The following is a 25529-nucleotide window of genomic DNA, read 5'->3' as shown; positions in this document are numbered from 1 at the left end:
GTCAGATGACTCTTTTCGCAGGGCCGGGCGATGGGTACGGTAGCTGCGCATCAGTGGTCTCGAAGGCCTTGTCGCGCAGTTGGCACACCGAGAGCACCATTGTCCTGTTCTCGCCTTTTTTGTTCGGGATACACGGGAGTCGGCTATGGCATCGGGCTTTCTGTTCGGCGGCGGAGTCGGCACGGAAGTGCATGGTCTGGAGATGTACGAGGCCCATCCCGTGACATCCCGGCGCACGCCCGTCCCACATGCGAACCGTCCCCCGAGGAGCCGGAGCAGGGGCTCGCGCCGGCGCCCGCGCCGGCCGAGGGCGACCTTGTGGCGGCGTACCGGGGCGAGGGCCGGGCCGGGGCGCATGTGCCGGGGATCTCGTGCCGGCGGTCGACGGGGCCGTGCGGATCCTGACGCTGCCGGGCGAGCGGAAGGCACCGGACGCGTTGACGGCCGACCTTCCGCCGGGCACCGTCGCCGCCGAACTACCGTTGGTCTCCTGCCTGGAGCGCAAGACCCTGACCACGGCACGTTCGCTCGCGCGGGCCCGGTGAGCGCGGCGGCCGACATGTCGCCACCGTGCGGGGCGCGGAGTGCGACACGCTGATCGAAAACTGGCTCGAAACCGACCTCGACGCGTGGAGTCCGATGGGCATCCCGCGCTCCCGGGACCCGGCCGACCTGGTGCCGCTCGATACAGCGTCGCGCCGGGGCGAGCGACTCGTCCGGGCCGGCCGACTGGCAGACGCGGCCGAGTACACCACCCATCTGCCGAGAACGGCGGAATCATGACCTATGTTCCGGATTGACCGCAGGCGACAATGAGTGTCGTGCCCAGAAGGACTGGTCAACGGCGTTGGATTACGGCACCGTAGGACAGGTTCGACTGACCGTGCCGCACGAAGACCTGTTCCTTCCCCACATCCTCGAACGCGACCAGGCGCCGCGCTACGACACCGACTCGAGATGGCGGTCCGAGGGAGTCGCGAATGTGACTCCGCTACAGACCACTTCGGCTCCCGAGGGGCTCTACTAAGACTCTGTAACGAAATCTCAAGCCTCCGGAAAACTACTCGTCAGTTTACGAATAGGTTCCGACGTGCTGCAAAGAGTACATGCATGATACTGATCGACCGCAAAGACGAACTATTCACGTTACACGAATTACTCGCGAGCAGCCGCCGCGGCAATGGACACGTGGCCCTCGTCAGCGGCTCCGTGGGCATCGGCAAGTCCGAGTTGCTCTATGCCTTTGCCGAGGAGGCGTCCGCGACCGGTTCCGAGGTCCTGCGAGCCGTCGGCCGGGAACACGAGCGCGACGTCCCGTTCGGTATCGTCCATCAGCTCGTCCGGGACATGTCGCTGCCCACCCCGCTCCGTACGCAGATGGCCATCCTGGAGAACAGCTTCGCCTCCGATCCGCCCGCCCGTCGTGAGTCGGGCGCCCTGCAGGCCCATGTCGCCCGCGGACTGTGCCGTGCGCTGCTGCACGCGGCCGGGGCGGGCGGCGGCCTGCTGCTCTGCGTCGACGACGTCCAGCACACCGACCCCGCTTCCCTGAGCTGTCTGCTGCAACTGCTTCCGCACACGAGATCCGCCCCTGTGATGCTGTTGTTCAGCCGCCCGGACAGTGCCCGCCACAGTCTCCCGCTGCTGAGCACCGAACTGCTCCGCCATCCCTTCTACCGACGTGTCCGGTTGGCTCCCCTGTCCCCGGAGGGCACGACCGAGCTCACGACGAAGGCCCTGGGCACGGAGGATGCACAGGCCCTCGGCCCCGTCTACCACTCCCTCAGCGGAGGAAATCCCCTGCTCGTCCACGCCCTGCTCAGGGACCACCGCGACCGGCCGGCGGACGGTGATGGCGACGGGGAGTCCGAAGTCCCGCCTGCGGGTGAGGAGTTCGCCCAAGCGGTGCTCGCCTGTCTGCACGGCTGGGAGCCGGACGTCATCGGCGTGGCCCGCACGATGGCGTTGCTGGACTCCTGCTCCTCCCCCGACCGAATAGGCCGCCTGCGCCGGCTCGATCCGTCCTCGGTGGCGAACGCGCTGCGGCACATGGAGGCCGCCGGGCTCGTCGCCGGCAACCGTTTCCGTCATCCGGCGGCACGGTCCGCCGTCCTGGACGACATCCCCTGGGGCGTGTTACGGCAACAGCAGCTGGAAATCGCCAAGTTGCTCCACCACGAAGGACTTCCGACACCCACGGTCGCCCGGCATCTGGTCGCCGCGCGACACGTGCCACCCTGCTGGGGCGTCCCGGTGCTGATGGACGCCTCCGAGCAGGCGCGCCGAAGCGGCGACGTCGGCTTGGCCCTGGAGTGCCTGGAACTGGCGCTGTCCGGCTCCGACGACGCGCGGGAGCGGGCGCTCACGACGATGATGCTCGCGCGGCTGGAGTGGCAGCTCAACCCCTCCACGGTGGCTCCCCGTCTGGGACCGCTGTCCGAAGCGCTGCTGACGGGCGTCCTGCCCGCCCACCTGGCCGTCCCGCTCTCCCGTGCCCTGCTGTGGCACGGGCGCTTCGACGAGGCCGCCGAGGTGATCCGCGCGCTGGGCCCGAAGATTCCGGGCCCGCAGGGCCTGTTCACGGAAGCCAGGGAGTGGCTGCGGAACCGCTATCCCGCGATGGTGCCTCTCCTCCCCGCCGCCGAGGACGGATCGGGCATCCGCGACAGCAGAGAGCCCGCGACCGCCAGAGCCTCCCTGCTCGCCGAGACCGTTCTCGGCTCGACACTGCGCAACGGCGGCGACGAGTCCAGCGCCTGGAACGCCGAACAGGTGCTGCGCTCCTGCCCCCTGGACGACACCAGTGTGTACGCCCTGGAGTCGGCGCTGCTCGCTCTCGTCTACGCGGACCGGCTCGGCCAGGCGTCCGTCTGGTCGGCCAAACTCCTGCAGGAGGCCACCGTCCGGCAGGCGCCCACCTGGCAGGCGAAGTTCACCGCGATCCGCGCCGAACTGGCCCTGCGACAGGGCGATCTGAAGGAGGCCTGCGCCCTCGCCCGCTCCGCCATGACCCACGTCTCGCCCCGCAGTTGGGGAGTCGCCGTCGGTGCGCCGCTGAGCACGCTCGTCCTGGCCGCGACCGCCATGGGGGCGGACGACGTCGCCGAGGAGTACCTGCGGCACTCGGTACCGGAGGCGATCTCCGAGTCACGGTACGGCCTGCAGTATCTCTACGCCCGGGGCCATCACCGCCTGGCCACCGGCCGGGTGCACGCGGCCCTCGACGACTTTCTGCGCTGCGGCGACCAGGCCCGCGCCTGGGACATGGATCTGCCCGCCTTTCTGCCCTGGCGCAGCGGCGCGGCGGCCGCACATCTGCGCCTCGGGCAGCGGGACCAGGTCCGCCGACTCGCGGATGCGGAGCTGGCCCGCCCCGGCAGCGCCAAATCCCGCAGCCGCGGCGTCGCCATGTGCCTGCTCGCCGAGATCGCCGAACCGCGGCGCCGGGCGAGCCTGCTGCTGGAGGCAGTCAGCGTCCTGCGGCTCACCGGGGACAGGCTCGAACTGGCCCGGGCCCTGGCCGCGTTGAGTTCCGCGCAGCGCGCGATCGGTGAGGCGGAACAGGCACGGCGAGCGCTGTACCAGGCGCTGCACCTGGCCGATATGTGCGGCGCCGGACCTCTGCAGCCCTCCCTGCCGCCGCGCGGCAGGGAGGAGACACCGCCCGACCCGGGCACCGTTCCACGCGATCCCCTCAGCGCCGCGGAGCGACGGGTCGCGTCCCTTGCCTCCCTGGGCAACTCCAACCGGGAGATCGCCGACCAACTGTGCGTCACCATCAGCACGGTGGAACAGCATCTGACCCGCGTCTACCGCAAGCTCAACGTCACCAGGCGCGCCGATCTCCCCAGAGAGTTCCAAACCCTGGCCGTCGGATCCATCTGAGCGACCGCGCCGCCCTTCCCATGACGGGCGCCGCCGAGTCTCGCGGCGCCCCTTTCGCCGGGCGCGGTGGATCCCCACGCGCCTGCGGCCGACCCGTCACCTGGCGCCCTGGCCCCGTCCAGCGAAGTCCGGACCCTGCTTGACCCCACGGCCACGTCCGGGACGTCCCGCGCGAGGCGGCACTTCGTCTGCCGCACTCCGCGCGTCCCTCAGCCCTGGCGGATCAGGTGCGGCCTCGCGTCATGCACCGCGTTGGCGCATGCCGGCCTCGTGTGAGCGGCCGGCACTCCGCGCCGCGCCCCCCGTGGTCGGCGGCGCATCGACGGCGCCCGAGGACCCGCCCGAGCGCCGCGTCGTGCGGACAGAGAAGTGCGCCGGGAAGGCGGGGCGCCGGAGCGGCGGGAGTGCGCCCGCTCGCTCCGGTGCGGGGCGGGATCCTCAGCCCGCCTCGCCCGCGTCCTCGCCGCCGAGGCCGAGGGCCACCGCCAGGATCGGACCGTTCTGCAGGTACTGCCGTTCCGCGGCGATCAACCCCTCACCGTTTACGGTCCACACCAAGCAGAAGAACAGCTCGACGGCCTCTCCCGTCCGTATGCTCACGGCCCGCAGGGCGCCCTCCGAGACCACGGCCGAGTCACCGGACACATACGACCTGAAGATCTCCACCCGGCGGTCCCGGAACGCGCTGTCGGCCACGTCCTTGAAGCCGTGGAGTTCCTTGCGCCCGCGGATGGTCAACTCGGGCAGGCCGGGGAACGACACTTCGACGTCCTCGGCGTAGAAGGTGTCGATGACCTGGCGCGGATCGGTGTTCTCGAGTTCCAGCCACCGGTCGATGGCGCTTTCGTCGATCCGGCCGTTGCTGTGCAGCATGCTGTTCACCTTTCGAGGGGGGTCGAGGGGCTGTGTTTCGTCGCGAACGTCCCACGCCATCGAGCGCAGGGCGGCACGGTCCGTCTTTCCGTTGATGGTGCGCGGCAGCGCGTTCACCGGTCGGATCTTCGTGGGCACCATGTAGAGCGGAAGCCGGGAACGGATCTCGGACCGCACCTGACGGGGGCTCAGCTCCACTCCGTCGCGGGTGGTGTAGGCGCAGGCGAGTACGTCACCCTTGGCACCCGGGATCGTGAGGGCGCACGCGTCGGCGATGCCCTCCACCGCCGTGACGGCGTGCTCGATCTCGCCCAGTTCGATGCGGTAGCCGCGGACCTTCACCTGGTCGTCGATCCGGCCGAGATACCGCAGAAGCCCGTCCGGCCGGTACTCCACGACATCGCCGCTCCGGTAGTGGACCCGGTCCTGGTCCTGGTCCTGGTCCTTGCCGCTGCCGAAGGCGTCGTCGCGGCCGCCGTCGAAGTCGCCGTCGAAGTCGTCGTCGAAGTCGTCATCGAGGCGGATGAATCGTCGCTCCGTCAGTTCGGGGCGGTTCAGATACCCCGCGACCACCTGCTCGCCGGCGAGCAGCAGTTCACCACGCGTGGCGGGGCGTCCGTCCTCGTCCACCACGACCGCGTGGAAGCCCCGCAGCGGGGAGCCGATCACCGAGTCTTCCTGGTCGAGGTCCTCGGGAACGATCCGGTGCATGGTCGCGACGACGGTCGTCTCGGTGATGCCGTAGGCGTTGACGACCGCCGGGCGATCGAGCCCGAACGCCTCGGCCCACGGCTTGAGAGTCGCCGGGAGCAGCCGCTCCCCGCCGAGCACGACATACCGCAGATCGGGCGCGTCTTTCGTGCGGACGAGTTCGGAGGCGAGCGCGCCGAACTCCGTGGGTGTCTGGTTGAGCACCGTGATCCGCTGATCGCGAACCAGCGCGGCCGTCGCGCGGACGTCCATGAGGGACCAGCGTTCGGGCACGTACAGGTAACCGCCGTGCAGCAGCGCCCCCCACATCTCCCACACCGAGAAGTCGAAGTTCGTCGAGTGGAGCAGCAGCCAGCGGTCCTGTTCGTTCAGTTCGACCACGTCGCTCGCGGCGTCGAACAGGGCGGCCAGGGAGCGGTGGGTGACCGGGACGCCCTTGGGAACGCCCGTGGTTCCGGAGGTGTAGATGATGTACGCCGTCCGGTCCGCGGGAACCGCCGGCGAGGCGTAGGGGACCGGGCGCGAACCCGGCCCCGGGTCCAGTACGCGCACCCGGGTCGTCGCGGTGAGCGGTGTCGTGTTCTCGGCGGCCCCGGACGTCTGCTCCACGATCGCCGCCGGACACGCGTCGGCGAGAATCATGTCGGCCCGTGTCGCGGGAGTGGCCGGGTCCAGCGGTAGGTAGCACGCGCCGGCCCGCAGGATGGCGAGCAGGACGACGACGAGTTCCGCGCCGGCCTCGCAGCGCACCATGACCGTCGACCCCGGTGTCACCCCCCGGGCGGTCAGGGTGGTCGACGCGGCGGCGACCGCGGCGTCCAGTTCGGCGTAGGTGAGATGGGACGACTCGTCGCGCACCGCGGGCCGGTCGGGGAACCGTGCGACGACGTCGGCGAGTCGCTGGTTCAGGTCAGGCGTGCTCATTGCTCCCTCTTCGGGCAGATCGGTGGGGCCGGTCACGGCTGCTCGCTGCGGGCGTTGGTGACGGCCGCCGTCTCGGTGAGTCGCTCGCCCAACCGCTCGGTGAGCCGCTCGGTGAGCGCTCCGGCCAGGGCCCGGGCGGTCCCGTGGGTCCACAGCAGGGTCGGCGACAGCTTCAGGCCCAGGTCTGCCTCCAGCCTGTTGCGCAGCTCCAGACTCATCAGCGAGTCCAGGCCGAGCGCCTTGAACGGGGCCTCGGCGTCCATGGCCCCGGCGTCCAACTGCAGTACTGGGCCCGCGAGTTGACGGACTCTCGCCTCGACCAGCCCGACCCGCTCCCGCTGCGGAGCCGCCTCGAAGCGTGCCAGGAACCCGCCTCCGCCCGCCTGGGCGGAACCGCCCTCCTGCGCTGCCTGCCGCAGCAGCTCCCAGCTGCGGAGCTCCGCGCTGTCCGGATAGGCGGCGAACCACCGTGGGAGGTCGAGGGGGACGTAGCCCGTCACCTGTTCGTCATCCCGGTCCAGGAAGCGCGCCAGGGCCTGCCATGCCTCGTCGGCGGTGAAGCCGCCCATGCCGCGCTCCGCCAGCCGGGCGCCGCGGGCCGCGTCGGCGGTGGCGAGTCCGATGTCCTCGAACGGTCCCCACTGCACGCTCAGCGCGGGGCGGCCCCGGCGGCGGCGGGCCTCGGCGAAGGTGTCCAGGAACGCGTTGGCGGCGGCGTAAGCGGCCTGCCCCGCGTTGCCGACCAGGGCCGCGGCCGAGGAGAAGAGCACGAACAGGTCGAGCGGATCGTCCTCGGTCGCCCGGTCCAGGCACATCGCCCCGTCGATCTTCGGGGCGAGCACCCGCTCCACCTGCTCCGGCCGCAGACTGAGCACAGTGGCGTCGTCCAGCAACCCGGCGGCGTGGAACACCCCGCGCAGCGGCGGCAGTTCGGCCCGTGCGCGATCGAGCGCACGGTCCACCGCGTCGGCGTCGGCCACGTCCACCCGGGCCACGTGGACCCGGGTGCCCAGCGCCCGTACGCGCTCCACCCGTGCCAGCGCCTCCTCGCCCGGCTCCGACCGGCCCAGCAGGACCATGGCGCCGGCCCCGCCCGCCGCCAGGAACTCCGCCAGCGACAGACCGAGCGCGCCCAGCCCGCCACTGATCACATACGTGCCGTTCGCCCGGAACCGGCCGCCGGGCATCGGCTCCGGGGCCACACCGCCGACCGTCTCGGGCCCGACCAGCGCGAACATGGCGGTGTGGTCGCTGGAGGCCAGGTCGCGCAGCGCCTCGGCGGCTTCCCGGAAGGCGTACGTGGCGACAACCGGTCGCGGCACCGGCCCCGCTGCTCCTGCTCCTGCCTCTGCCTCTGCCTCTGCCTCTGCCCTTACTGACTCCCATGCCGCCGCCAGCAGTCGCGCGAACCGCTCCGGGCGCCGGACCATGAGCCCCGGCACGTCGACCGCGGCCAGACTGATGCCCTTGCGGAAGACGTCCAGGCCGACGGTGCGGCCCTCGCGGAGTGCCTGCTCGCCGGCCTCGACGAACCGGCCGTCCGCGGCCAGCACGCTCAGGCCGAGCGGAACGGCCGGCCCGGGGAGCGAGTTGAGCACCACGTCCACTCCCCGTCCGTCGGTGGCGGTCATGACCTCCTCCGCCCACAAGGGGTCCGAGGAGTCGAAGACCTGCTCCACGCCCAGGGCGCGCAGTTGGGCGCGTTTCGCCTCGCTGCCCGCCGTGGCGATCGGCGTGGCCCCCAGCCGCCGGGCGATCCGCACCGCGGCCAGGTCCAGTCCGTCGGGGGCTGAGTGGACGAGCACCGTCTCGCCGTCCGTGAGCCGGGCCAGCTCGACCAGGCCGTACCACGCGGTCGCCGTCACCAGCACGAGCGCCGCCGCGTCGTGGTCGGCCAACGCGGCCGGGACCGGCCTCGTGTGGTCCTCGCGCACGGTGACGTGCGTGGCGAGCGGGCCCGACGCACAGGCCACCACACGATCGCCGGGGCGCACACCGGTGACCCCTTCGCCCACGGCGGTGATCCGGCCGGCGCAGCCGAAGCCCGATGCCTCGGTCCGGGCCGTGCCGGGGTGGCTGCCGGGCGCCGTCGGCACCTCGGTCGAGTGCAGGGCTGCCGCCGTCACCTCGACCTCCACCTCGCCGGGGCCGGGGGCACGGCGCTCCAGCGCCAGGTATCGGGGGCCGTCCTCCGTGTGCCGCCGGCCGGGCGCGAGCCGGAACGGCTGCGGCGGCCCCTGCCACGGTTCGGCCGCCAGGTCGGCCGACTCCACCGGGTCCGCCGGGTCCGCCGGGTCCGCCGGGTCCACAGGTTCCACCGGGTCCACCAGGTCCAAGGCCCCCTCGGGTCCCCGCACCAGGCGGGCCACGTACCGGCGTCCGCCGCGCGACGCCACCTGGTCCTCGTCGTCGCCGCTCAGCAGCTCGGACACCGTCTCGCGGGCCCAGTCGGCGGCCTCCGGGTCGGCCCCGGCGTCCAGGAGCAGCGGCCGCAGTTCGGGATGCTCACGCCGAAGTGCCCGGGTGTAGCCCCAGAACAGCGCGCCGCCCGGGTCGGGGCGATCGGCAGGGGTCACGGCCTGCGCGCCCGAGGTGACGACAGCCAGCCTCGGGGCCTCGCCGAGCGAGAGCACCGCCCGTACCAGCGCGGTCAGCGTGACCAGGCTCCGGCGCTGTTCGGCGAGCCCGGCAGCGGCCGGGGGGACGAGGAACGCGAGGGCGTCCGGGACCCCGGACCCGCGCAGCCGTCCGGCCAGCGCGGCCTCGTCGCCGTCATCGAGCGAGATCACCGCGACATCGGCAGCGGCGCCGGCGTCGGAGAGGGCCGCGCCCATCCGCCGTGCGGCCTCCCCGGTCCCGACTCCCCCGCACACGGCCCAGCTTCCGGCCACGGTGCCCTCCGTCGCCTGCTCGGCCTCGGGCCTCGGCGCCTCGCGGAACCGCAGCCGCAGTTCCCGCTCGGTGCCGGGCCCGGCCGTCCCGGCCGATGCCAGAGGCTGAAGGACAAGGCCCTCCATGGTGAGCAGAGGCTGCCTGTCGGCGTCGTAGAGGGTCAGGTCCAGCCGTCCGGTGTCGTCGCGTACCGCGTACGACCACAGTTCGAGGACCGGGTCGGTGAAGTCGGCGTGGAAGCAGACCCGTTCGACTGCGACCGGCACCACCGGCTGCTCGCCCCCGCCGAGCGCCAGGGACACCTGCAGAGCCGCGTCCCACAGGGCGGGGTGCAGCGCGTACGAGCGGCTGCCGGTGTGGCAGCGGGCCGGCAGCTCGAGTCGGCCGAGGGCGGCGGAACCGTCCACGTGCAGGGCGCGGACGCCCTGGAACGACGGGCCGTACCTGAGGCCGCGGGACGAGCAGGCCGCGTAGAACTCCTCGGGGCCGCCCGGCTCCACGGCCGCGAGTCGCTCGGGAAAGGGCCTCGCCTCCTCGGCCGTACGGCGCCGGGCCGCACGCGCGGTGGCGTGCCCCGTCCAGGACGTCGCGCCGGGGGCCAGCGACAGCAGGCTCACAGCGCCGCCCCCGGGGACGTCGTCACGCCACAGCAGGCTGATCCGGGCGGAGTCGTCCTCGGTGAGGGTCAGATGGTCGTGGAAGGCGAGGGCGGTGAGCGTGCCCGGCATCTCGCCCAGGCGGGCCCGGGCGGCCTGGAGGGCGAACGCCATCATCGCGGCGCCGGGCAGCACGACCGCCTCGTACACCTGGTGGTCCCGCAGCCACGGGTGGTCGTCCAGGGACAGCTCCAGCATGCCCTGCCAGGCGTCCCGCTCACCGGCGGAGGGAGTGAGGGCGAACGACAGCGCGCCGTGCGAGCCGGCGCGGCGCGCGCGGGAACCGATCCAGTGCCGGTCGCGCTGCCAGGGGTATCCCGGTACGGGCACGGGCGCGGGAGTTCGGCATGGGCCGGCGGCGAAGGGCGCCAGGCCCTGGGTGTAGCCCCGCGCGAAGGCACGCGCGAGGTCGGCGGGGGCGCCGGCGTCCCGGCGCAGGGTTCCGACGACCACCGGCGGGTCCGTGTGCGAGGCGGCCAGTTGTTCGATGGCGGGGACGAGAACGGGATGCGGGCTGATCTCGACGACATGGGTGACCCCCTCGTCGAAGAGGGCGCTCATCGTGTCGGCGAAGAACACCGGTTGCCGCAGGTTCGCCGTCCAGTACCCGGCGTCCATCTCGGGGCCCTTGAGCGGGCTCACCCGCACGGTGGACATCAGCGGGATGTCGCCGACGCGGGGGCTCACCGGCCGCAGGGCGTCGAGGAGGTCCTCGCGCAGCGCGTCCATCTGGTGGCTGTGCGAGGCGTAGTCCACCTTGACCAGGCGGCAGAAGACACCGTCGGCCTCCAGTCTGTCCCTGAGTTCCAGCACCGCGTCCGTGTCGCCGGACAGGACACAGGAGTTGGGGCCGTTGTCGACGGCGAGCGAGACGCTTTCCTCGAAGCCCGCCAGCGCCCGCTCGGCGGCCACGACGTCGAGATCCACGGCGAGCATCCGGCCGTTGCCCGCGGCACGGCGGGCGATGGCGCTGCGCCGCGCCATGACGAGGGCCGCGTCCTCGTAGGACAGGATCCCGGCCAGCGTCGCGGCGGTGACCTCGCCCTGGCTGTGGCCCACCACCACGTCGGGGACCACGCCGGCTTCGCGCCACAACTCGGCCAGGCCCAGCGACACGGCCCACAGCACAGGCTGCACCAGGTCGATACGGGACAGCCACTCGTCCGACGAGTCCCGGCCGGAGACGATCTGTTCGAGGTCGGCGTCCCAGTGCGGCTCCAGCGCCTTCGCGCAGCGCCGGACGACATCGGCGAACACCTCACTGCTCGCCCAGAGGTCGCGCCCCATGCCCGCCCACTGGGAACCCTGGCCGGGAAAGACGAAGGCGGTACGGCCGCGGCGCCGGGCCCGGCCGGCGACGACGCCCGGAATCTCGGCCGTGGGATCGGCGGCGAATCTCCGCAGCCCCCGGGCCAGGTCCTCGGCGCCGAAGCCGACGAAAGCCGCCCGGACGGGGAAGTGGTCGCGGCGCCGGGCCAGCGTTCCGGCGAGCGCGGCCGGGTCGACGGCAAGCGGCCCGTTCGGGGCCACGGCCCGTGGCACGGCCGGAGCGGTGGCACCGGGCGCCACCGGATCGGTGACACCGGGCGCTACCGGATCGGTGACACCTGGCCCTGCTTCGAGCAGCTCCGCGAGATCCAGCGCACGCTGCCGCAGCGCCTCCTCGCGGTGCGCCGACAGGGGGAGCAGCACGGGCGGGGAGGACGGGTCCGTTCCACCGTCCATGCCGGTGTCCGCCGGCTCCGGCTCGGTTGTCCTGGACGGCGTCCCCATCAGCACGGCGTGCGCGTTGGTGCCGCCCCAGCCGAAGGAGTTGACGCCCATGTAGACGGGCCCCTCTGACGGCAGTGCAAGCGGCTCGCGTACAACCTGGAGGCCCAGTTCCTCGAAGGGGATGTCAGGGTTGAGGTTCTCCGAGTGCAGGCTCGGCGGGACGACGCCGTGCTTCAGCGACAGCAGCGCCTTGACGAGGCCCGCGAGGCCCGCCGCGGGTTCGAGGTGGCCGATGTTGGTCTTCACGGACCCGATCCCGAGCGGACCCCGCGCACGGTCGCGCCGACGGCCGAGGACCCGGCCGATGGCTCCCGCCTCGATCGGGTCGCCGCGCCGGGTCCCGGTGCCATGGGCCTCGACGTAGACGAGCCGGTCCAGGGGGATCGCGTCCTCCCCGTAGGCCTCGGTCAGCAACGCCTCCTGGCCGTCCGGACTGGGGGTGACCAGGCTCTGGCCTCCCCCGTCGTTGTTGACCGCGGTCCGTACGATCACGCCGTGCACGCGGTCGCCGTCGGCGAGCGCCCGGGCGAGCGTCTTGACGTAGAGCATCACCACGCCCTCGCCGCGGACGAAGCCGTCCGCGGCGGCGGAGAACGCGTGGCAGCGGCCCGTGGGGGACAGCCCTCCGAAATGGGTCAGGCCGATGGTCGGGTGCGGGTCGAGCATCAAGGTGACCGCCCCGACCAGGGCGCCGTCGATCTCGCCGTTCCGCAACGCCCGCGCGGCCAGGTGCAGCGACACCAGCCCCGAGGAACAGCCGGTCTCCACCGCCATGCTCGGACCTCTGAGCCCGAGGAAGTAGGAGACACGGGTGGCCGTCATGTCCAGCGAGTTGCCGACGAGGGTGTGCTGCCCGGCGCCCCGGCCACGCTCCTTGCCGAGGATCTCGTAGTCGTGCCAGGTGGCGCCGACGTACACACCCGTACGCGTCCCGCGCAGGTCCGCCGCGGGTTGGCCGGCGTCCTCCAGGGCCCGCCAGCTCTCCTCCAGCAGGAGCCGGTGCTGGGGGTCGATGTCCTCCGCCTCACGGGGCGAGATGCCGAAGAAGGTGGGGTCGAAGCGGTCCACGTCCTCCAGGAACCCGCCCACGGCCTGGATGTCCTTCTCGGGGTCGAGCTGCGCCGAGGTGTCCCAGCGGTCCGCGGGCACCGGGCGGATCGCGTCGCCGCGGGCCATCAGCAGATCCCAGAGACCGTCGATGTCCGGTGCCCCGGGGAAACGTCCGGCCATGCCGACGACCGCGATGAGCCGGTCGGGATCGTGATGGTCTTCGTCTGTTCGCACCATGGTCAGTCCTCATGTACACGTCGACGGGAGGCGGCCCGTCGGTTCGGGGGAAGGCAGAGTGACTCGGCCGTCCGGCGGCAGCAGTCCGTCCGGCACCGCGTCGGCCTGCCCGCGCCACGTCGGCTCGGTCAGGCACCACGCAGGCCCGGTCAAGGCACCGGGTAGGCCCGGCGAGCGGCCGGAGGCCACCGGACAGCCCGTCGGCCGGTCGAAGCGGCACGCGCTCGTGCCGCTCCAGGCCGCTCCGGGTCGCTCCAGGTCGCTCCAGGCCGCTCCTACGGCGTGTTCAGGGCCGGCCGAGGGCTCCGGGCGGCCATGCCCGGTCGATGTGTTCCAGGCAGGTGGTACGGCTGCCGGTCAGCACGACCTGCCAGCCCGGCGGCGGAGCGGTCGCGGCCGGCCAGAGCGAGTACTCCTGGCCGTCGTTGACGAGGACCGCGTAGTTCCCGTCCGGGTCGTCGAGTACGTGCATCAGGCACTCCAGGTACGGGCGGAGCCAGTCGGTGGCGGGGGCAACTGGCCCGTCTCGACCAGACCGCGCAGATAGAGCTCCAGCAGGCCGGCGTCGACGACCGGGCAGGCCAGGTCCGGTCCCAGCAGCTCGCGGGTGGCGGTGACGTCGAACGCGGGCGGCGGTGCGACGGTCTCGGTGTCGAGAGCGGAGAGCACGACCGCCACGGAGGCAACCGGGGAGTCGGGGCCGGGCCCGTCCGGGTCGACCGCGGCGGCCTGGATCTCCTCGCGCCATCGGGCCGGGTCGACCGGGCGGATGGAATACCCCAACGAGCGGGCTTGCTCCACCAGTTCGGCGAAGCTGACCGTCGAGTTGTTGGTCAGGTGGAACGACTGCCCCGCCGACTCCGGCCGGAGCGCGAGCCGCACCAGGGCGCGGGCCACGAAGTCCACCGGGACCAGGTTCTCCGGCCAGCCGAGTCCCTCGGGGGCCGTGCCCGTCGCGACGACCGCCCGGAGGAACTGCCAGTACGCCACCGCACCCCCGCCGAGGCCGGTCACCGAGTGCCCGCTGATCGTGCTGGGCCGGTGGATCGTCGTGGGAACGCCTTGCTCACGCGCGGCCCTGACCAGGTTCTCGGCCACCCACTTGCTGCGTACGTAGCCGTTCATGGGCAGCGCCTCCAGGCGTGGCAGGCTGTCCGCTCGCACGGGTGCCGAGGCCGGTGCGAGACAGGCCGAGACGCTTGCCGTGGAGACGTAGTGAACGGGCTTGACGTGATGCCGGCCCGCGAGCCGCAGGACCTCTCGGACTCCCTCCACGTTCGCGGCGCGCAGCCGTTCGTAGGGCAGGGCGAGGTTGACCTCGGATCCGTTGTGCACGACGAGGTCGACGTCTTGCGCCAGCCGGTCGAACCCCTCCTCACCGAGGCCGAGACACGGGCGGGCGAGGTCTCCCTCGACGACGACCACGCGATGCCGGTGCTCGTCGATCCGCAGGCCGTGCCGGTCGAGCTCCCGCTCCAGCCGGATTCGCGGGCTCTCCTCCCCTGCCCGGCGGACCAGGCAGTGGATGTCCGCCTCTGTCTGCTCCAGCAGTTCGCGCAGCAGGAAGACCCCGAGGAAGCCGTTCGCGCCCGTCAGCAGGATCCGGCGGGGCGCATCGACGGGGACGCCTGCCATACTCCCGCCGCCCGCGTCGACGCGGAGGTCCAGTTCGCTGTCGGCGACGAGGTCGTGGCCGGGCAGGGTGGTCTTCTCCGCGAGCGTGTCGCTCAGGGCTTGGACGGTACGGGCCGTGAAGAGGGTCTCGATCGAGAACTCCACACCGAGCCGGGCACGCGCGTCGGCGACGATCCGCACGGCCAGCAGTGAGTGCCCGCCGAGGTCGAAGAAGTCGTCCGTGAGGCCCACGCGCGGCACACCCAGACGCTCCTTCCAGATGTCGCAGAGCCGCTCCTCGAAGGGGCTCCGCGGCTTGACGTACGACCGGTCGGAGGAGGCGACGGGGGACGGCGCCGGCAGTGCCTTCCTGTCGACCTTGCCGCTGGGGGTCAGGGGGAAGGCCGGAAGGACGACGTAGTCGGTCGGAACCATGTGGTCGGGCAGCAGGCTCCGCACTCGGGAGCGAAGCCGACGTACGTCGACGCGACCGCCGGTGTCCTCGCCCGCGCCCCCACCTTCGTGCTCACCCGCTGCCGCGCCCTTGGTGACCACGTACGCCACGAGCCGCTCGTCGCGGTACACGACCTGCGCCGACTCCACGGCCGGGTCCGCGCACAACGCCGCCTCGATCTCGCCGAGTTCCACGCGGAACCCGCGGATCTTCACCTGATGGTCGGTCCGGCCCAGGTAGAGCAGGCTGCCGTCGGCGTTCCGGCGGACCAGATCACCGGTTCGGTACATTCTGCTGCCGGGCGGACCGAACGGATTCGCGATGAAGCGCTCGGCGGTCAGTCCGGGCCTGCCGAGGTAACCGCGGGCCAGTTGGACGCCCGCGAGGTAGAGCTCCCCCGCGACGCCGACCGGAACTCTGCGCAACCGGCCGTCGAGCACGTACGTCTGCGTGTTCCGGACCGGCTTGCCGATCGGCACGGACGCCGCGCCCGGCGCACAGCGGAACGCGGTGACGTCCACGGACGCCTCGGTGGGGCCGTAGAGGTTGTGCAGACGCACACCGCCGAGCGCCTCGTGGAAGGAGTCCGCCAGGTCGGCGCCCAGTGCCTCACCACTGCAGAACACGTCTCTGAGCCCGGTGCAGCCCCGGCTCGCCGGTTCGCGCAGGAAGGCCCGGAGCATCGAGGGGACGAAATGCGTGACGGTGACGCCCTGTTCCCGGATCAGTCGCGCGAGAAGGGCGGGATCCCGGTGGCCGCCCGGCGCCGCCAGCACGAGCTTCGCCCCGACCGACGTCGGCCACAGGAACTCCCACACCGATACGTCGAAGCTCGCGGGCGTCTTCTGGAGCACGACATCGCGCTCGTCGAGCCGGTAGGTGTCCTGCATCCACAGGATCCGGTTCAGGATGCCGCCGTGCGGGACGACCACACCCTTGGGGCGTCCGGTCGAACCCGAGGTGTAGATGACGTAGGCGGCCGAGCCCGGACCGATCCGGGGACGCGGCGGCCGGCTCGCCCGGTCTTCCGGTGCCACCAACGACTGCGGATCGTCGATGACGACGACAGGCCGCGCGTCCTCCACCATGAAGGCGGTCCGGTCCGCCGGATAGTCGGGATCCAGCGGAAGGTAGGCGGCACCCGTGCGCAGGACGGCCAGGATGGCGACGACCAGGTCCACGGACCGCGGAAGTCTGATGCCCACGATCTGCTCCGGCCCCGCCCCGCGCCGGATCAGCGCGTTGGCCAGGGAACAGACCCGGTCGTCGAGCTCGCGGTAGGTGAGTTCGGTGCCGTCGCCGCCCAGAGCGACGCGGTCCGGTGTCAGCGCCGCCTGTTCGGCGAACATGTCCACCAGCGAGGTGTCCGGCGGTTCCACGACGGGTCCGGACTCGGCTGCCGCCGACCGCGTCTCGTCCGTCCGCGCCGAGTCGATCGGCAGTTCGGGTGAGGCGGTCAGGGCGTCGAGGAGATCCCGGTAGCACCGCAGCATCTCGTCGACGGCCGCGCCGGAGAACAGCTCGGGCGCGGAGTACACATCGATGGTCATGCCGCTCTCACGGCCCGGTGCGGAGTGCCTCGGACCGGGGCGTTCGTCTTTGACGATGAACTCCAGGTCCAGCCGGCTGAGTCCGAGGTCCGACAGGAAGGGGCTGACGTCGCAGCCGGGCAGCGCCGGTACACCCGCGGCGGGTCCGCCGTGCAGCAGCTGGAACAGCACCTGCGCCAACGGCGGACGCCCGGGAACGCGGGGTGGGTTGAGCCGCTCGACGAGGTGGGCGAAGGGCACCTCGGCATGCTGGAAACCGTCGAGTGTCACCTCCTTCGCCCGGGTGACGAGGGCGTCGAAGGTCAGTCCGTCGCCCCCCAGGTCCCCGCGTAACACCACGGTGTTGATGAAGGGGCCCACGACATCGCGCAGTTCGGCACGGCCGCGCAGGGACGCGGGACAACCGACGACTACGTCGTCGCTGCCCGAGTACCGGGACAGCAGCACCTGGAAGGCGGCGAGGAGAACCACGTAGTCGGTGGTGCCGCGCCGCCGGGCGACCCCGCGCACGCGGGTGACGAGCTGCTCGTCGACGCGGAGTCTCGCCACACGCGACGGCCGGGCCGGCCGGTCGGCGCCGCCATGACCGTCGGAGGGCAGTTCGAGTACCGGGGCGACTCCGGCCAGCCGCTTTTCCCAGTGGAGCAGATCGGAGTCGAACGCGCCCTCACGGAGGGCCTGTCGCTGCCACGCCGCGAACTCGGAGAACCGCACCGGCGGTCGCGGCGGCAGGTCGTCCACAGGATCGCCGCCGCGCACCACCACACCGTAGGCCGCGCCGAAGTCGCGCCAGAAGACAGCCTGTGACCTGGCGTCGAAGACGATGTGGTGAACGGTGATCTGGAGTATGTGATCGTCGTCGGCCAGCCGCAGGACCAGTACCCGCAGGAGCGGGCCGGTGACCAGGTCGAAGGGAAGCAGGGCGTCTCGCTCACATCGACGCCGCGCCTCCGCTTCCCGTTCCTCGGCGCCGCTGTCGTCCAGCGCGACGACCGGAACGTCGATGTCGACGTCCCCCAGCACCCGTTGGGATTCCCCGTCGGCCTCGAAGACGGTCCGCAGCGCGTCATGGCGCCTGGTCACGATGTCCAGGGCGGCCCGTACGGCGGGCATGTCCAGTGGGCCGCGGATCCGACAGGCCATGGGGATGTGGTACTTCGGCGTCTGCGGGTCCAGTTGCTGGGCGAACCAGATCTGCTGCTGCGCGGACGACAACGGGGCCGCGGTTTCCGCCGGCAGGGAGGGAAACGCGCGGGTCCGCGCGCGCCGCTCGGCCAGTTCCCGGTACAGCGCCCGCTGGGTGGCGGACAGCTCCCGGCCGGAGGTCTGGGTCACGCGTCCACCTCGCCAGGTGTGGAACCGCCTGTTCGCAGACGGTTCAACAGCGTGGCGGCTTCGGCGTCGGAAAGGTCTGCCACGACGTCGAGGATCGAGTCGTCCGGACCACCCATGTCACCCATATCGCCATCCACGGCGGAATCGAGGACGATGTTCGCGAGTTCCCGCACGGTGGGGCAGGCGAAGAACTGCCGGACGGAGACCTTTACCTGGAACTCATCCTCCACTGCGGCAATCACGTCCATGGCGAGGAGCGAGTGACCGCCGAGGTCGAAGAAGTGTTCGTCGGGTTTGATCCCGTCGATTTCGAGTATTCGCTGCCAGATCTCGGTCAGCCCTTCCATGGCGACCTCACGGGAGAGGGAGGAGCCGCGCATACCGGGACTCTGGGAGTGCCCGGAGTCACCGGGGGGAAGGCTGGACTCCGCAGCGTCCGTCGTGCCCGTCGATTCCTTGGAATCCTCGTTCCGTGAGGGCGCCGGACGTCCGAGATCCTGCTGGGACGTCACCGGCACCAGATCTGTCGCCTGACCCAGCCGCCTGTCAGGCTGCCGCGTCAACTGCTCCAGCAGCGAACAGAACTGGTCGGCATGCGTCGCGAGGGCCTCCGGTGAATATATCGCCGGATTCGCCAGAAGATCGATCCCGAGCTGCCGGCAGTCCAATCCGCCGGTGAACTGGAACTGGAACTCTTCCACCGGTCCACCACAGAGAAAGGTGGGCATGGAATGCTCCGCACCGGCGTCGATGGTGACAACATTCACCGTCGGCCCGAAGAGCCGCGTGTCGCTTCCCTGGCCTCGGATCTGCCTGCGGAGATCCTCTCCGCGGTAACGCTGGTGCAGGAGGAGATCGTCGAGTTCAGCGGTGACCCTCGGAACCAGGGTGTTGAGCGTCATGCCACCGTGGACCCTCAGGCGCAGCGGAAGGATATTGACGGTCATCCCTGGAACGGTGTTCGTCCGGGGACTGGTACGAGCCCTGACCGGGACGCTGAGCGTGATGTCCGTCGCACCGTCGTACAGGTGCAGATAGGCGGCCACAGTCGCGAACGCGACGGCGGGCCAGAGCACACCGGCTTTGTCACAGACATCGATCAGGGCCGCCCTGACCTCGGACGACAGCTCGACGGAGCGCCGCTGCGGGAACTGCGCGGGGGACGCCGGCGGCGCCGAGCCAAGAGCGGTCCGGGGGTACCGTCCGCGCGCGTTCGCTTTCCAGTAGCTCTCGTCGGCCCGGAAGTCCGCGGAGTGCTTGTACTCTTCCTCGGCCTCCAGGAGAAGCCTGATGGAGGAATCGGCGTTGTCGTCGGTCACCGTCCCGGTTTCGCCGGACCGACCGAGCAACTCCATGACGCGTGCGGCGAATCGCATACAGCCCGCGGCGTCGAGCGTGATGTGGTGGAAACGCTGATACCACCAGGTCCGGTCGGCTCCGATGCGGATGAGCGCCGACGCGAAGGTGGGGAATGTGGAGAGGTCGATCGGGGTGGCGACCTCGGCCCTCATCCAGGCGAGCGCCGCGGCCTCGGGATCGGCCGCACCACTGGTGTCGACCTCCGACACGGACCAGTCACCCGATCCGTCGAGAACCTGGAAGGGCGTTCCCGATTCCTCAACGAAGCGTGCGTGAAGAGCATCGGTTTCCGAAAGCGCCCTGTTTAACGCGACCTCAAGGGAAGAGCGAGATAATTCACCGGGAAGGGCGACATATAACCCCAAGTTGTAGACCGAGCTGGTCGGATCGATCTGCTGTCCCAGCCACACTTCGCGCTGCGAAGCGAGAAGTGGAAACGTGCGACTCATTTATCACTCATTCTTGGTGCGCGAACAAGGCATGAGAGAGCGGCAGAGAAGAACGACACTCCGGGCTCTTGCAGGAATCATTGCGGAGAGCTTCGACAGTCAGGCGACAATGGCAACCGGAAGTGGAATACAAGAATTCCTACTTGAGAAGTAAAGCATCAGAGGTTGCACGGTGTCCAGCCACCAATTTCGACCCAAATCGCAAATCGACCGCTTTCCGCTGACTTGGAGCAGGGTCCCGGTGCGGGGCCGGCCGGCCCCCGCCTGGAGTGGTTGATCGGAGCAGCGGGCCCCCGGAAGCGTTCGCCCCTCCGAGCATGTTGATCCCACGCGGTCCGCAAGAACGATCAAGGGGCCGCTTCGGATTTCTCCTGAAACGGCCCCTGATCTGCGACTTCGTAAAGTCGGGACGACAGGATTTGAACCTGCGACCCCTTGACCCCCAGTCAAGTGCGCTACCAAGCTGCGCCACGTCCCGGTGCGCTGTCCGCGGTGGAACCGAGTGATCAGCGCAGACAGAACTTTACCGTACGTCGGCCGGTGCTCCGCGGCCGGTGAGGGGCGAGGGACAATCGGGGCATGGACGCGACATCGGGCGACGGGACGACACGGCGGCGGGACCGCGACACGGAGGGGCGCGCCCGGAACGCGCGGCCCCGGGACGGGCTGGGGCGGCCGTTGCCGTACGGGGCGGACGGTGTGGAGCGGCAGCCGGAGGGCGTCGTACGGGGGCCGCAGGAGACCGTCGCGGAGGCGCAGGCGCTGCTGGACGCGGGGAAGCCGTTCCACGCGCACGAGGTTTTCGAGGATGCGTGGAAGTCGGGACCGGAGGAGGAGCGCGCCCTGTGGCGGGGGTTGGCCCAGCTCGCCGTCGGGCTCACGCACTCCGCGCGCGGCAACGCGACAGGCGGCGCCCGGCTGCTGCGCCGCGGGGCAGGAGCGGTCGAGGAGTGGGCGGCGGCCGAGGGCCGGGCGCGGCCGTACGGCATCGACCTGGCGCATGTCGCGACCTGGGCCCGCGAGCTGGCCGGGGTCGTGGAAGGTGAGGCGCGCCCGGTGGACGCGGGGAGCTGGGCGCCGCGTCTGGGAGGGGACGGGTCCCGGTAGCGGCCTCGCGGCTGGTGGCCGCTGAGGGAGGCCTCACGCACGGCCTGCCGGCCCGGGAACGCGAGTCGGTCCCGTCCGGCGCGACGGCGACCACCGGCTGACCGCCGGCGATCACCGGCCGACTGCCGAGACGATGCCCGTCGGCTGCCGGTCGACTGCCCGTCGGCGATCACCGGCCGGCTGCCGGAACGATGCCCGTCGCTGCCGGTCGACTGCCCGTCGGCGATCTCCGACGTATCGTCCCTTTATGGCCGAGAAACGTGCTGTTCTCGTCGACATCGACGGTGTGCTCACCGTCTCGTGGAAGCCGCTGCCGGGTGCGGTCGGGGCGTTGCGGGAGATCCGCGAGGCCGGTCTGGGGGTCGCGCTGGTCACCAACACGACGTCCCGTACGCGGGCGTCGATCGCCGGGGTCCTGGCCGGCGCCGGGTTCCCCGTGACGGCCGACGACATCCTGACGGCGCCGACCGGGACCGCCGCGTATCTCGCCCGCCACTGTCCGGGAGCGCGCTGCGCGCTGCTGAACAGCGGCGACGACATCCGCGAGGACCTCACCGGGGTCCGGCTGACCGGCGACGACGAGGCGGACCCGGACGTGGTGGTCGTCGGCGGGGCGGGGCCCGGCTTCGACTACGCGGCGCTCAACCGCGTCTTCGGACATCTCCAGCGCGGGGCACGGCTCGTCGCCATGCACCGCAACCTGTACTGGCGGACGGACGAGGGCCTCCAGCTGGACTCGGGTGCGTTCCTCGTCGGGTTGGAGCGGGCGGCGCGCAGGGAGGCCGAGATCACGGGCAAGCCGTCCGCCGCGTTCTTCGAGGCGGCGCTGGAGCACCTCGGCGTCGGGGCCGGGGACGCGTTGATGGTCGGGGACGACATCGAGTCGGACGTGCTGGCGGCGCAGCGGACCGGTGTCACCGGGGTGCTCGTCAGGACCGGGAAGTACCAGCCGGAGACGCATCGCGCGGCGAGCGGTCGCCCCGACCACGTGGTGGACTCGTTCGCGGATCTGCCCGCGCTGCTGGGGCTCGGCGAAGGGGCGTCGTCAGCGCAGCAGTAGCTGGAGGCCGCCGAGGACCGTCGCCGCGATCACCAGTTGTTCGAACAGCCGCTGGTTGATGCGGTGCACCGCCCACTTGCCCAGCAGGGCGCCCGGCACCACGAACAGGGCGAGCGCCGCGTCCAGCAGCAGGGAGGGGCCGTCGATCAGGCCGAGGCCCACGCTGAAGGGGACCTTGGAGACGTTGACGATCAGGAAGAAGAACGCCGACGTGCCGAGGAAGCCCAGCTTGCGGAAGCCGGCCGAGAGCAGGTACATCGACATCACGGGGCCGCCGGCGTTGGCGACCATGGTGGTGAAGCCGCCGAGGACCCCGTACGAGCGGGCCTTGACACGGCCGGCGCGGGTGGTGATGGAGTCCGGTTCATCGTCCTGGTCGGCGGTGCGGCGGCGCCACACCGTGACCGCCGTCATCAGCAGCAGGATCGCGCCGATCGAGGTCCGTACGACCTGGTCGTCGGCCCACATGAGGAACAGCGTGCCGACCACGACGCCCGCGCCGACCGCGGGGAAGAGCCGCCAGAGGGTCGGCCAGTGGGCGTGCCGGCGGTAGGTCAGCACGGCGAGGACGTCCCCCACGATGAGGATCGGCAGGAGGACACCGGTCGAGGCGCGGGCCGGCAGCACCGCCGCGAAGATCGCGAGGCTGACGGTGTTGGCGCCGCTCACGGCGGTCTTGGAGAAACCGACGAGGAGGGCGGCGAAGGCGAGTGCGGCGAACTCGGCCGCGGACAGGTGCCAGAGAGTCATCGTGTTCATGCGGAGACCGATGCTATGCGCACCTAACGGTCCCCTAGAGAACCGTCTCGCCAGTCGGCCCCTGGGAGGGTTGGCGCGGGCGGGGGTCGTCGGGTGGTGTGCGCCGGGTGTCCGGTTCGGGGTGGGGTGTCGGGCGGGGCGTGGACCGTGGGGCGGGCGGCCTGGCAAGATCCACGGGGTTACCTTCACCGACGCAGTTGGAGGAGTCATGGCCGACTCGCGGGAGCACGCCTTCGCCGGTACCCGGGGTGGTGTCACCGCACGCGAGTGGCCGCGCCAGGGGGCGCGGTACGTGGCGCTGCTGGTCCACGGCTACGGAGAGCACATCGGCCGGTACGAGCACGTGGCGGACGCCCTGGTCGCCCATGGCGCGGCGGTGTTCGGCCCGGACCACATGGGGCACGGCAGGTCGGCGGGCGAGCGGGTGCTGATCGAGGACTTCGAGGACGTGGTCACCGATGTGCGCGCGGTGGAGGAGCTGGCCCGCGCCGCGTACCCGGGGGTGCCGGTGGTGCTGATCGGCCATTCGATGGGCGGTCTGATCGCCGCCCGGTACGCCCAGCGGTACGGCGCCGGGCTGGCCGCGCTCGTGCTGTCCGGCCCGGTGATCGGCGACTGGAAGGCGGTGTGGGCGCTGCTCGCGCCGCCGAAGGTGCCCGACGTGCCGCTCGACCCGAAGCAGTTGTCGCGGGACCCCGCGGTCGGCGCCGCGTACGCGAACGATCCGCTGGTGTGGCACGGCCCGTTCAAGCGGCCGACGTTGGAGGCGTTCGCGCGCACCCTGGAGACCGTCTCCGCGAACGGCAGCGTCGGGGCGCTGCCGCTGCTGTGGGTGCACGGCGACGACGACCGGATCGTGCCGCTGGCCGGCAGCCGTACCGGAGTCGAGGAGCTGCGCGGCACCGAGTGGGCGGAGCGGGTCTACCCGGGTGCCCGGCACGAGGTGTTCAACGAGACGAACCGCGACGAAGTCCTCGCGGACGTCCTGGAGTTCGTGGACGGCGTGCTCGCCCGCTGAGGAGCGCGCGAGCCCCGGCGACCGGGGGCGCGGAGGACCGGAAGGGCCTCATCCCCGTGCGGAAGGCCGCGTTCACCGGTGTGGGAGGCCCTCGCCCACCGGTGTGGAAGGCCCGCCTCCACTACCGGGGTGTGCCGCGTTTTCCCCCATGCGTCCTGGGCACCCGGCCCCGCATGGAGTGGTTGCGGCAAGCGGCCTGCGTGGGTGAGGACCCGGAGTTGTTCTTCCCCGTGGGCACAACAGGACCTGCGCTCGACGACATCGAGGCCGCCAAGCGCGTATGTGCCCGTTGCCCCGTGCTGCGCGAGTGTCTGCACTGGGCGCTCGGCAGCGGGCAGACGTCCGGCGTGTGGGGCGGCATGTGCGAGGCGGAACGCTCCGCACTGCTCCGCACGGCCGGGAGCGTCGAGGCGGCCCGGCACGAAGCGTTGGCGCGGCACGGGACGGCGCGCCGAGAAGCGATGACGCGCCATTGATGCGATGAGGAGTTTCACCTGATGACGATAGTGAGGAGCACCCTGCCCGAGTCGGCCCTCCGGGTCACCGGGGACGCGCTGCAGGAGACCCTGGTCGACCTGCTGGGGCTGTCCCTGATCGGCAAGCAGGCCCACTGGAACATCGTGGGCCCGAGGTTCCGTTCGATCCACCTCCAGCTCGACGAGGTCGTCTCCACCGCGCGGACGTACGCCGACGAGGTCGCCGAACGCGCGGCGGCGCTCGGTATCGCGCCCGACGGCCGCCCGGAGACGGTCGCGGCCCGGTTCGCCCTGCCGGGCACCAAGGAGGGCTGGCTGCGGGACAACGACGTCGTGCGGCTCCTGGTGGAGGCGCTGACGACCGCGGTCGGCCGGCTGCGGGAGCGTATCGAGGCCACCGAGGAAGCGGACAAGGTGTCGCAGGACCTGCTGATCTCCCTCACCGCCGAGCTGGAGAAGCAGCGCTGGATGTTCGAGGCGGAGAACTGGCCGCGCGAGGACGCCTGAGCACGGGTCCCGCGGTCGTACGCGAGCACGAGCAGCTAAGGGGGCTGCGATGACCGACGCCCTGGAACGGGACGCGCTGTGGGACGAGTTCCACCGCGTGGTGAACATGACCTCGCAGGAGCTGGGGGCCTGGCTCCAGACCCGGTACGCCGAGGAGGAGCCGGGGCCGGACCGGCTGGGCTCCCCCACCGGCCGGCATGTGCTGGAGATCCTGCAGAAGCGGCGCACGGACCTCACCGAGGACGACTTCCGGGTGATGTACGAGGTCGTGGAATCGGTCGAAGCGCAGCGGAAGGACGAGCCGGACGCGGACGGCACGCACCGCCGGCACCGGCTGATGACGCTGGGGCACGACCCGCTCAGGTCGTAGGGCCGGCCCCCCTGTCGCTGTGCGGGCAAGTCTTTTGACGGGGTGTCGGCGGGGCGGTGGTGCTTCGGCGACGGACACGGCGGCGCCTGGGGGTTCACCCATCGAGAGCTCCGGAGGAGTGTGGGAAAACCCCAGGCGGCGCAGGCGGCTTCGGCCCGTACGGCGGACGGGAGCCGCTCGGGGGCGAGAGGACGCACGGATGCGCACGACACCGGGGCCGGCGGAAAGGAGGGCGGACCCGCGGACGCGGCGCCCCAGGGGTTCAGTGAACCGTCAGCCTCGACGGAGGAACGGCACTAGGCCGTACGACGTGCGCTACACAGTGCGCTGTTGACCCGGAGCAGATCGACGGCGCGGTCGGCGCAGAGCGGTACGCAACCGTGGCGCCGCCATGCGGCCGGCCTCGGGGTTGCGTACATGTCCGTCACCATCGTCTTCCGGCCCCAGGGGGCCTCGCGCTCTTCGGGTGG

14 protein-coding genes and 1 tRNA gene are annotated in these 25529 nt (G+C 71.5%); 8 read left to right on the top strand and 7 right to left on the bottom strand.

The window, feature by feature from the left end; all coding sequences use genetic code 11:
- Positions 1-371: 371 nt before the first annotated feature.
- On the top strand, positions 372-545 hold the full coding sequence (locus tag ACZ4Z2_RS07975; protein WP_468073525.1) for a hypothetical protein: 174 nt from the start codon (positions 372-374) through the stop codon (positions 543-545).
- Positions 546-957: 412 nt separating this feature from the next.
- Positions 958-3885, top strand: a complete 2928-nt coding sequence (locus ACZ4Z2_RS07970) for an AAA family ATPase (RefSeq protein WP_468073524.1) — start codon at positions 958-960, stop codon at positions 3883-3885.
- 438 nt (positions 3886-4323) lie between these two features.
- Here the strand turns inward: ACZ4Z2_RS07970 and ACZ4Z2_RS07965 are convergent, their stop codons facing one another.
- From ACZ4Z2_RS07965 to ACZ4Z2_RS07940, 6 genes are all read right to left on the bottom strand, one after another.
- Positions 4324-6393: an amino acid adenylation domain-containing protein gene (locus ACZ4Z2_RS07965; RefSeq protein ID WP_468073522.1), complete on the bottom strand. Its 2070-nt coding sequence runs from the start codon at positions 6391-6393 to the stop codon at positions 4324-4326.
- Between the two features lie 32 nt (positions 6394-6425).
- A complete protein-coding gene (locus ACZ4Z2_RS07960) occupies positions 6426-13001 on the bottom strand; it encodes a type I polyketide synthase (protein WP_468073520.1) in 6576 nt (2191 codons plus the stop codon).
- A gap of 286 nt (positions 13002-13287) precedes the next feature.
- The gene (locus ACZ4Z2_RS07955) at positions 13288-13473 is read right to left on the bottom strand and encodes an MbtH family NRPS accessory protein (protein WP_468073518.1); all 186 of its coding nucleotides are present in this window, start codon (positions 13471-13473) and stop codon (positions 13288-13290) included.
- Positions 13473-17954 carry a non-ribosomal peptide synthetase gene (locus ACZ4Z2_RS07950; RefSeq protein WP_468073516.1) on the bottom strand — a complete coding sequence of 1494 codons (4482 nt, stop codon included), beginning with the start codon at positions 17952-17954 and terminating at the stop codon, positions 13473-13475. The genes ACZ4Z2_RS07955 and ACZ4Z2_RS07950 overlap by 1 nt, the downstream gene beginning before the upstream one ends.
- Complete coding sequence (locus ACZ4Z2_RS07945; RefSeq protein WP_468073514.1) at positions 17951-19762, bottom strand: condensation domain-containing protein; 1812 nt, start codon at positions 19760-19762, stop codon at positions 17951-17953. The genes ACZ4Z2_RS07950 and ACZ4Z2_RS07945 overlap by 4 nt, the downstream gene beginning before the upstream one ends.
- A gap of 404 nt (positions 19763-20166) precedes the next feature.
- A tRNA-Pro gene (locus tag ACZ4Z2_RS07940) sits at positions 20167-20240 on the bottom strand.
- Between the two features lie 101 nt (positions 20241-20341).
- Between ACZ4Z2_RS07940 and ACZ4Z2_RS07935 the strand changes: the two genes are divergently transcribed.
- Together ACZ4Z2_RS07935 and ACZ4Z2_RS07930 are read left to right on the top strand one after the other, a co-directional pair.
- Complete coding sequence (locus ACZ4Z2_RS07935) at positions 20342-20869, top strand: DUF309 domain-containing protein (protein ID WP_468073512.1); 528 nt, start codon at positions 20342-20344, stop codon at positions 20867-20869.
- A 247-nt stretch (positions 20870-21116) separates the two neighbouring features.
- A complete protein-coding gene (locus ACZ4Z2_RS07930) occupies positions 21117-21929 on the top strand; it encodes an HAD-IIA family hydrolase (protein WP_468073510.1) in 813 nt (270 codons plus the stop codon).
- Here ACZ4Z2_RS07930 and ACZ4Z2_RS07925 read toward each other — a convergent pair.
- On the bottom strand, positions 21915-22688 hold the full coding sequence (locus ACZ4Z2_RS07925; RefSeq protein ID WP_468073508.1) for a sulfite exporter TauE/SafE family protein: 774 nt from the start codon (positions 22686-22688) through the stop codon (positions 21915-21917). The genes ACZ4Z2_RS07930 and ACZ4Z2_RS07925 overlap by 15 nt on opposite strands.
- Positions 22689-22896: 208 nt before the next feature.
- Here ACZ4Z2_RS07925 and ACZ4Z2_RS07920 point away from each other — a divergent pair, with 208 nt between their 5' ends.
- From ACZ4Z2_RS07920 to ACZ4Z2_RS07905, 4 genes are all read left to right on the top strand, one after another.
- Complete coding sequence (locus ACZ4Z2_RS07920) at positions 22897-23706, top strand: alpha/beta hydrolase (RefSeq protein WP_468073506.1); 810 nt, start codon at positions 22897-22899, stop codon at positions 23704-23706.
- 173 nt (positions 23707-23879) lie between these two features.
- Positions 23880-24182: a WhiB family transcriptional regulator gene (locus ACZ4Z2_RS07915; protein WP_468073504.1), complete on the top strand. Its 303-nt coding sequence runs from the start codon at positions 23880-23882 to the stop codon at positions 24180-24182.
- A gap of 21 nt (positions 24183-24203) precedes the next feature.
- The gene (locus ACZ4Z2_RS07910) at positions 24204-24689 is read left to right on the top strand and encodes a Dps family protein (protein ID WP_468073502.1); all 486 of its coding nucleotides are present in this window, start codon (positions 24204-24206) and stop codon (positions 24687-24689) included.
- 49 nt (positions 24690-24738) lie between these two features.
- A complete protein-coding gene (locus ACZ4Z2_RS07905) occupies positions 24739-25059 on the top strand; it encodes a DUF3140 domain-containing protein (RefSeq protein WP_468073500.1) in 321 nt (106 codons plus the stop codon).
- Positions 25060-25529: the final 470 nt, after the last annotated feature.

The sequence above is a fragment of the Streptomyces sp. NPDC030183 genome (genome assembly GCF_055573455.1).
This window is presented reverse-complemented; position numbering and strand designations above follow the sequence as displayed.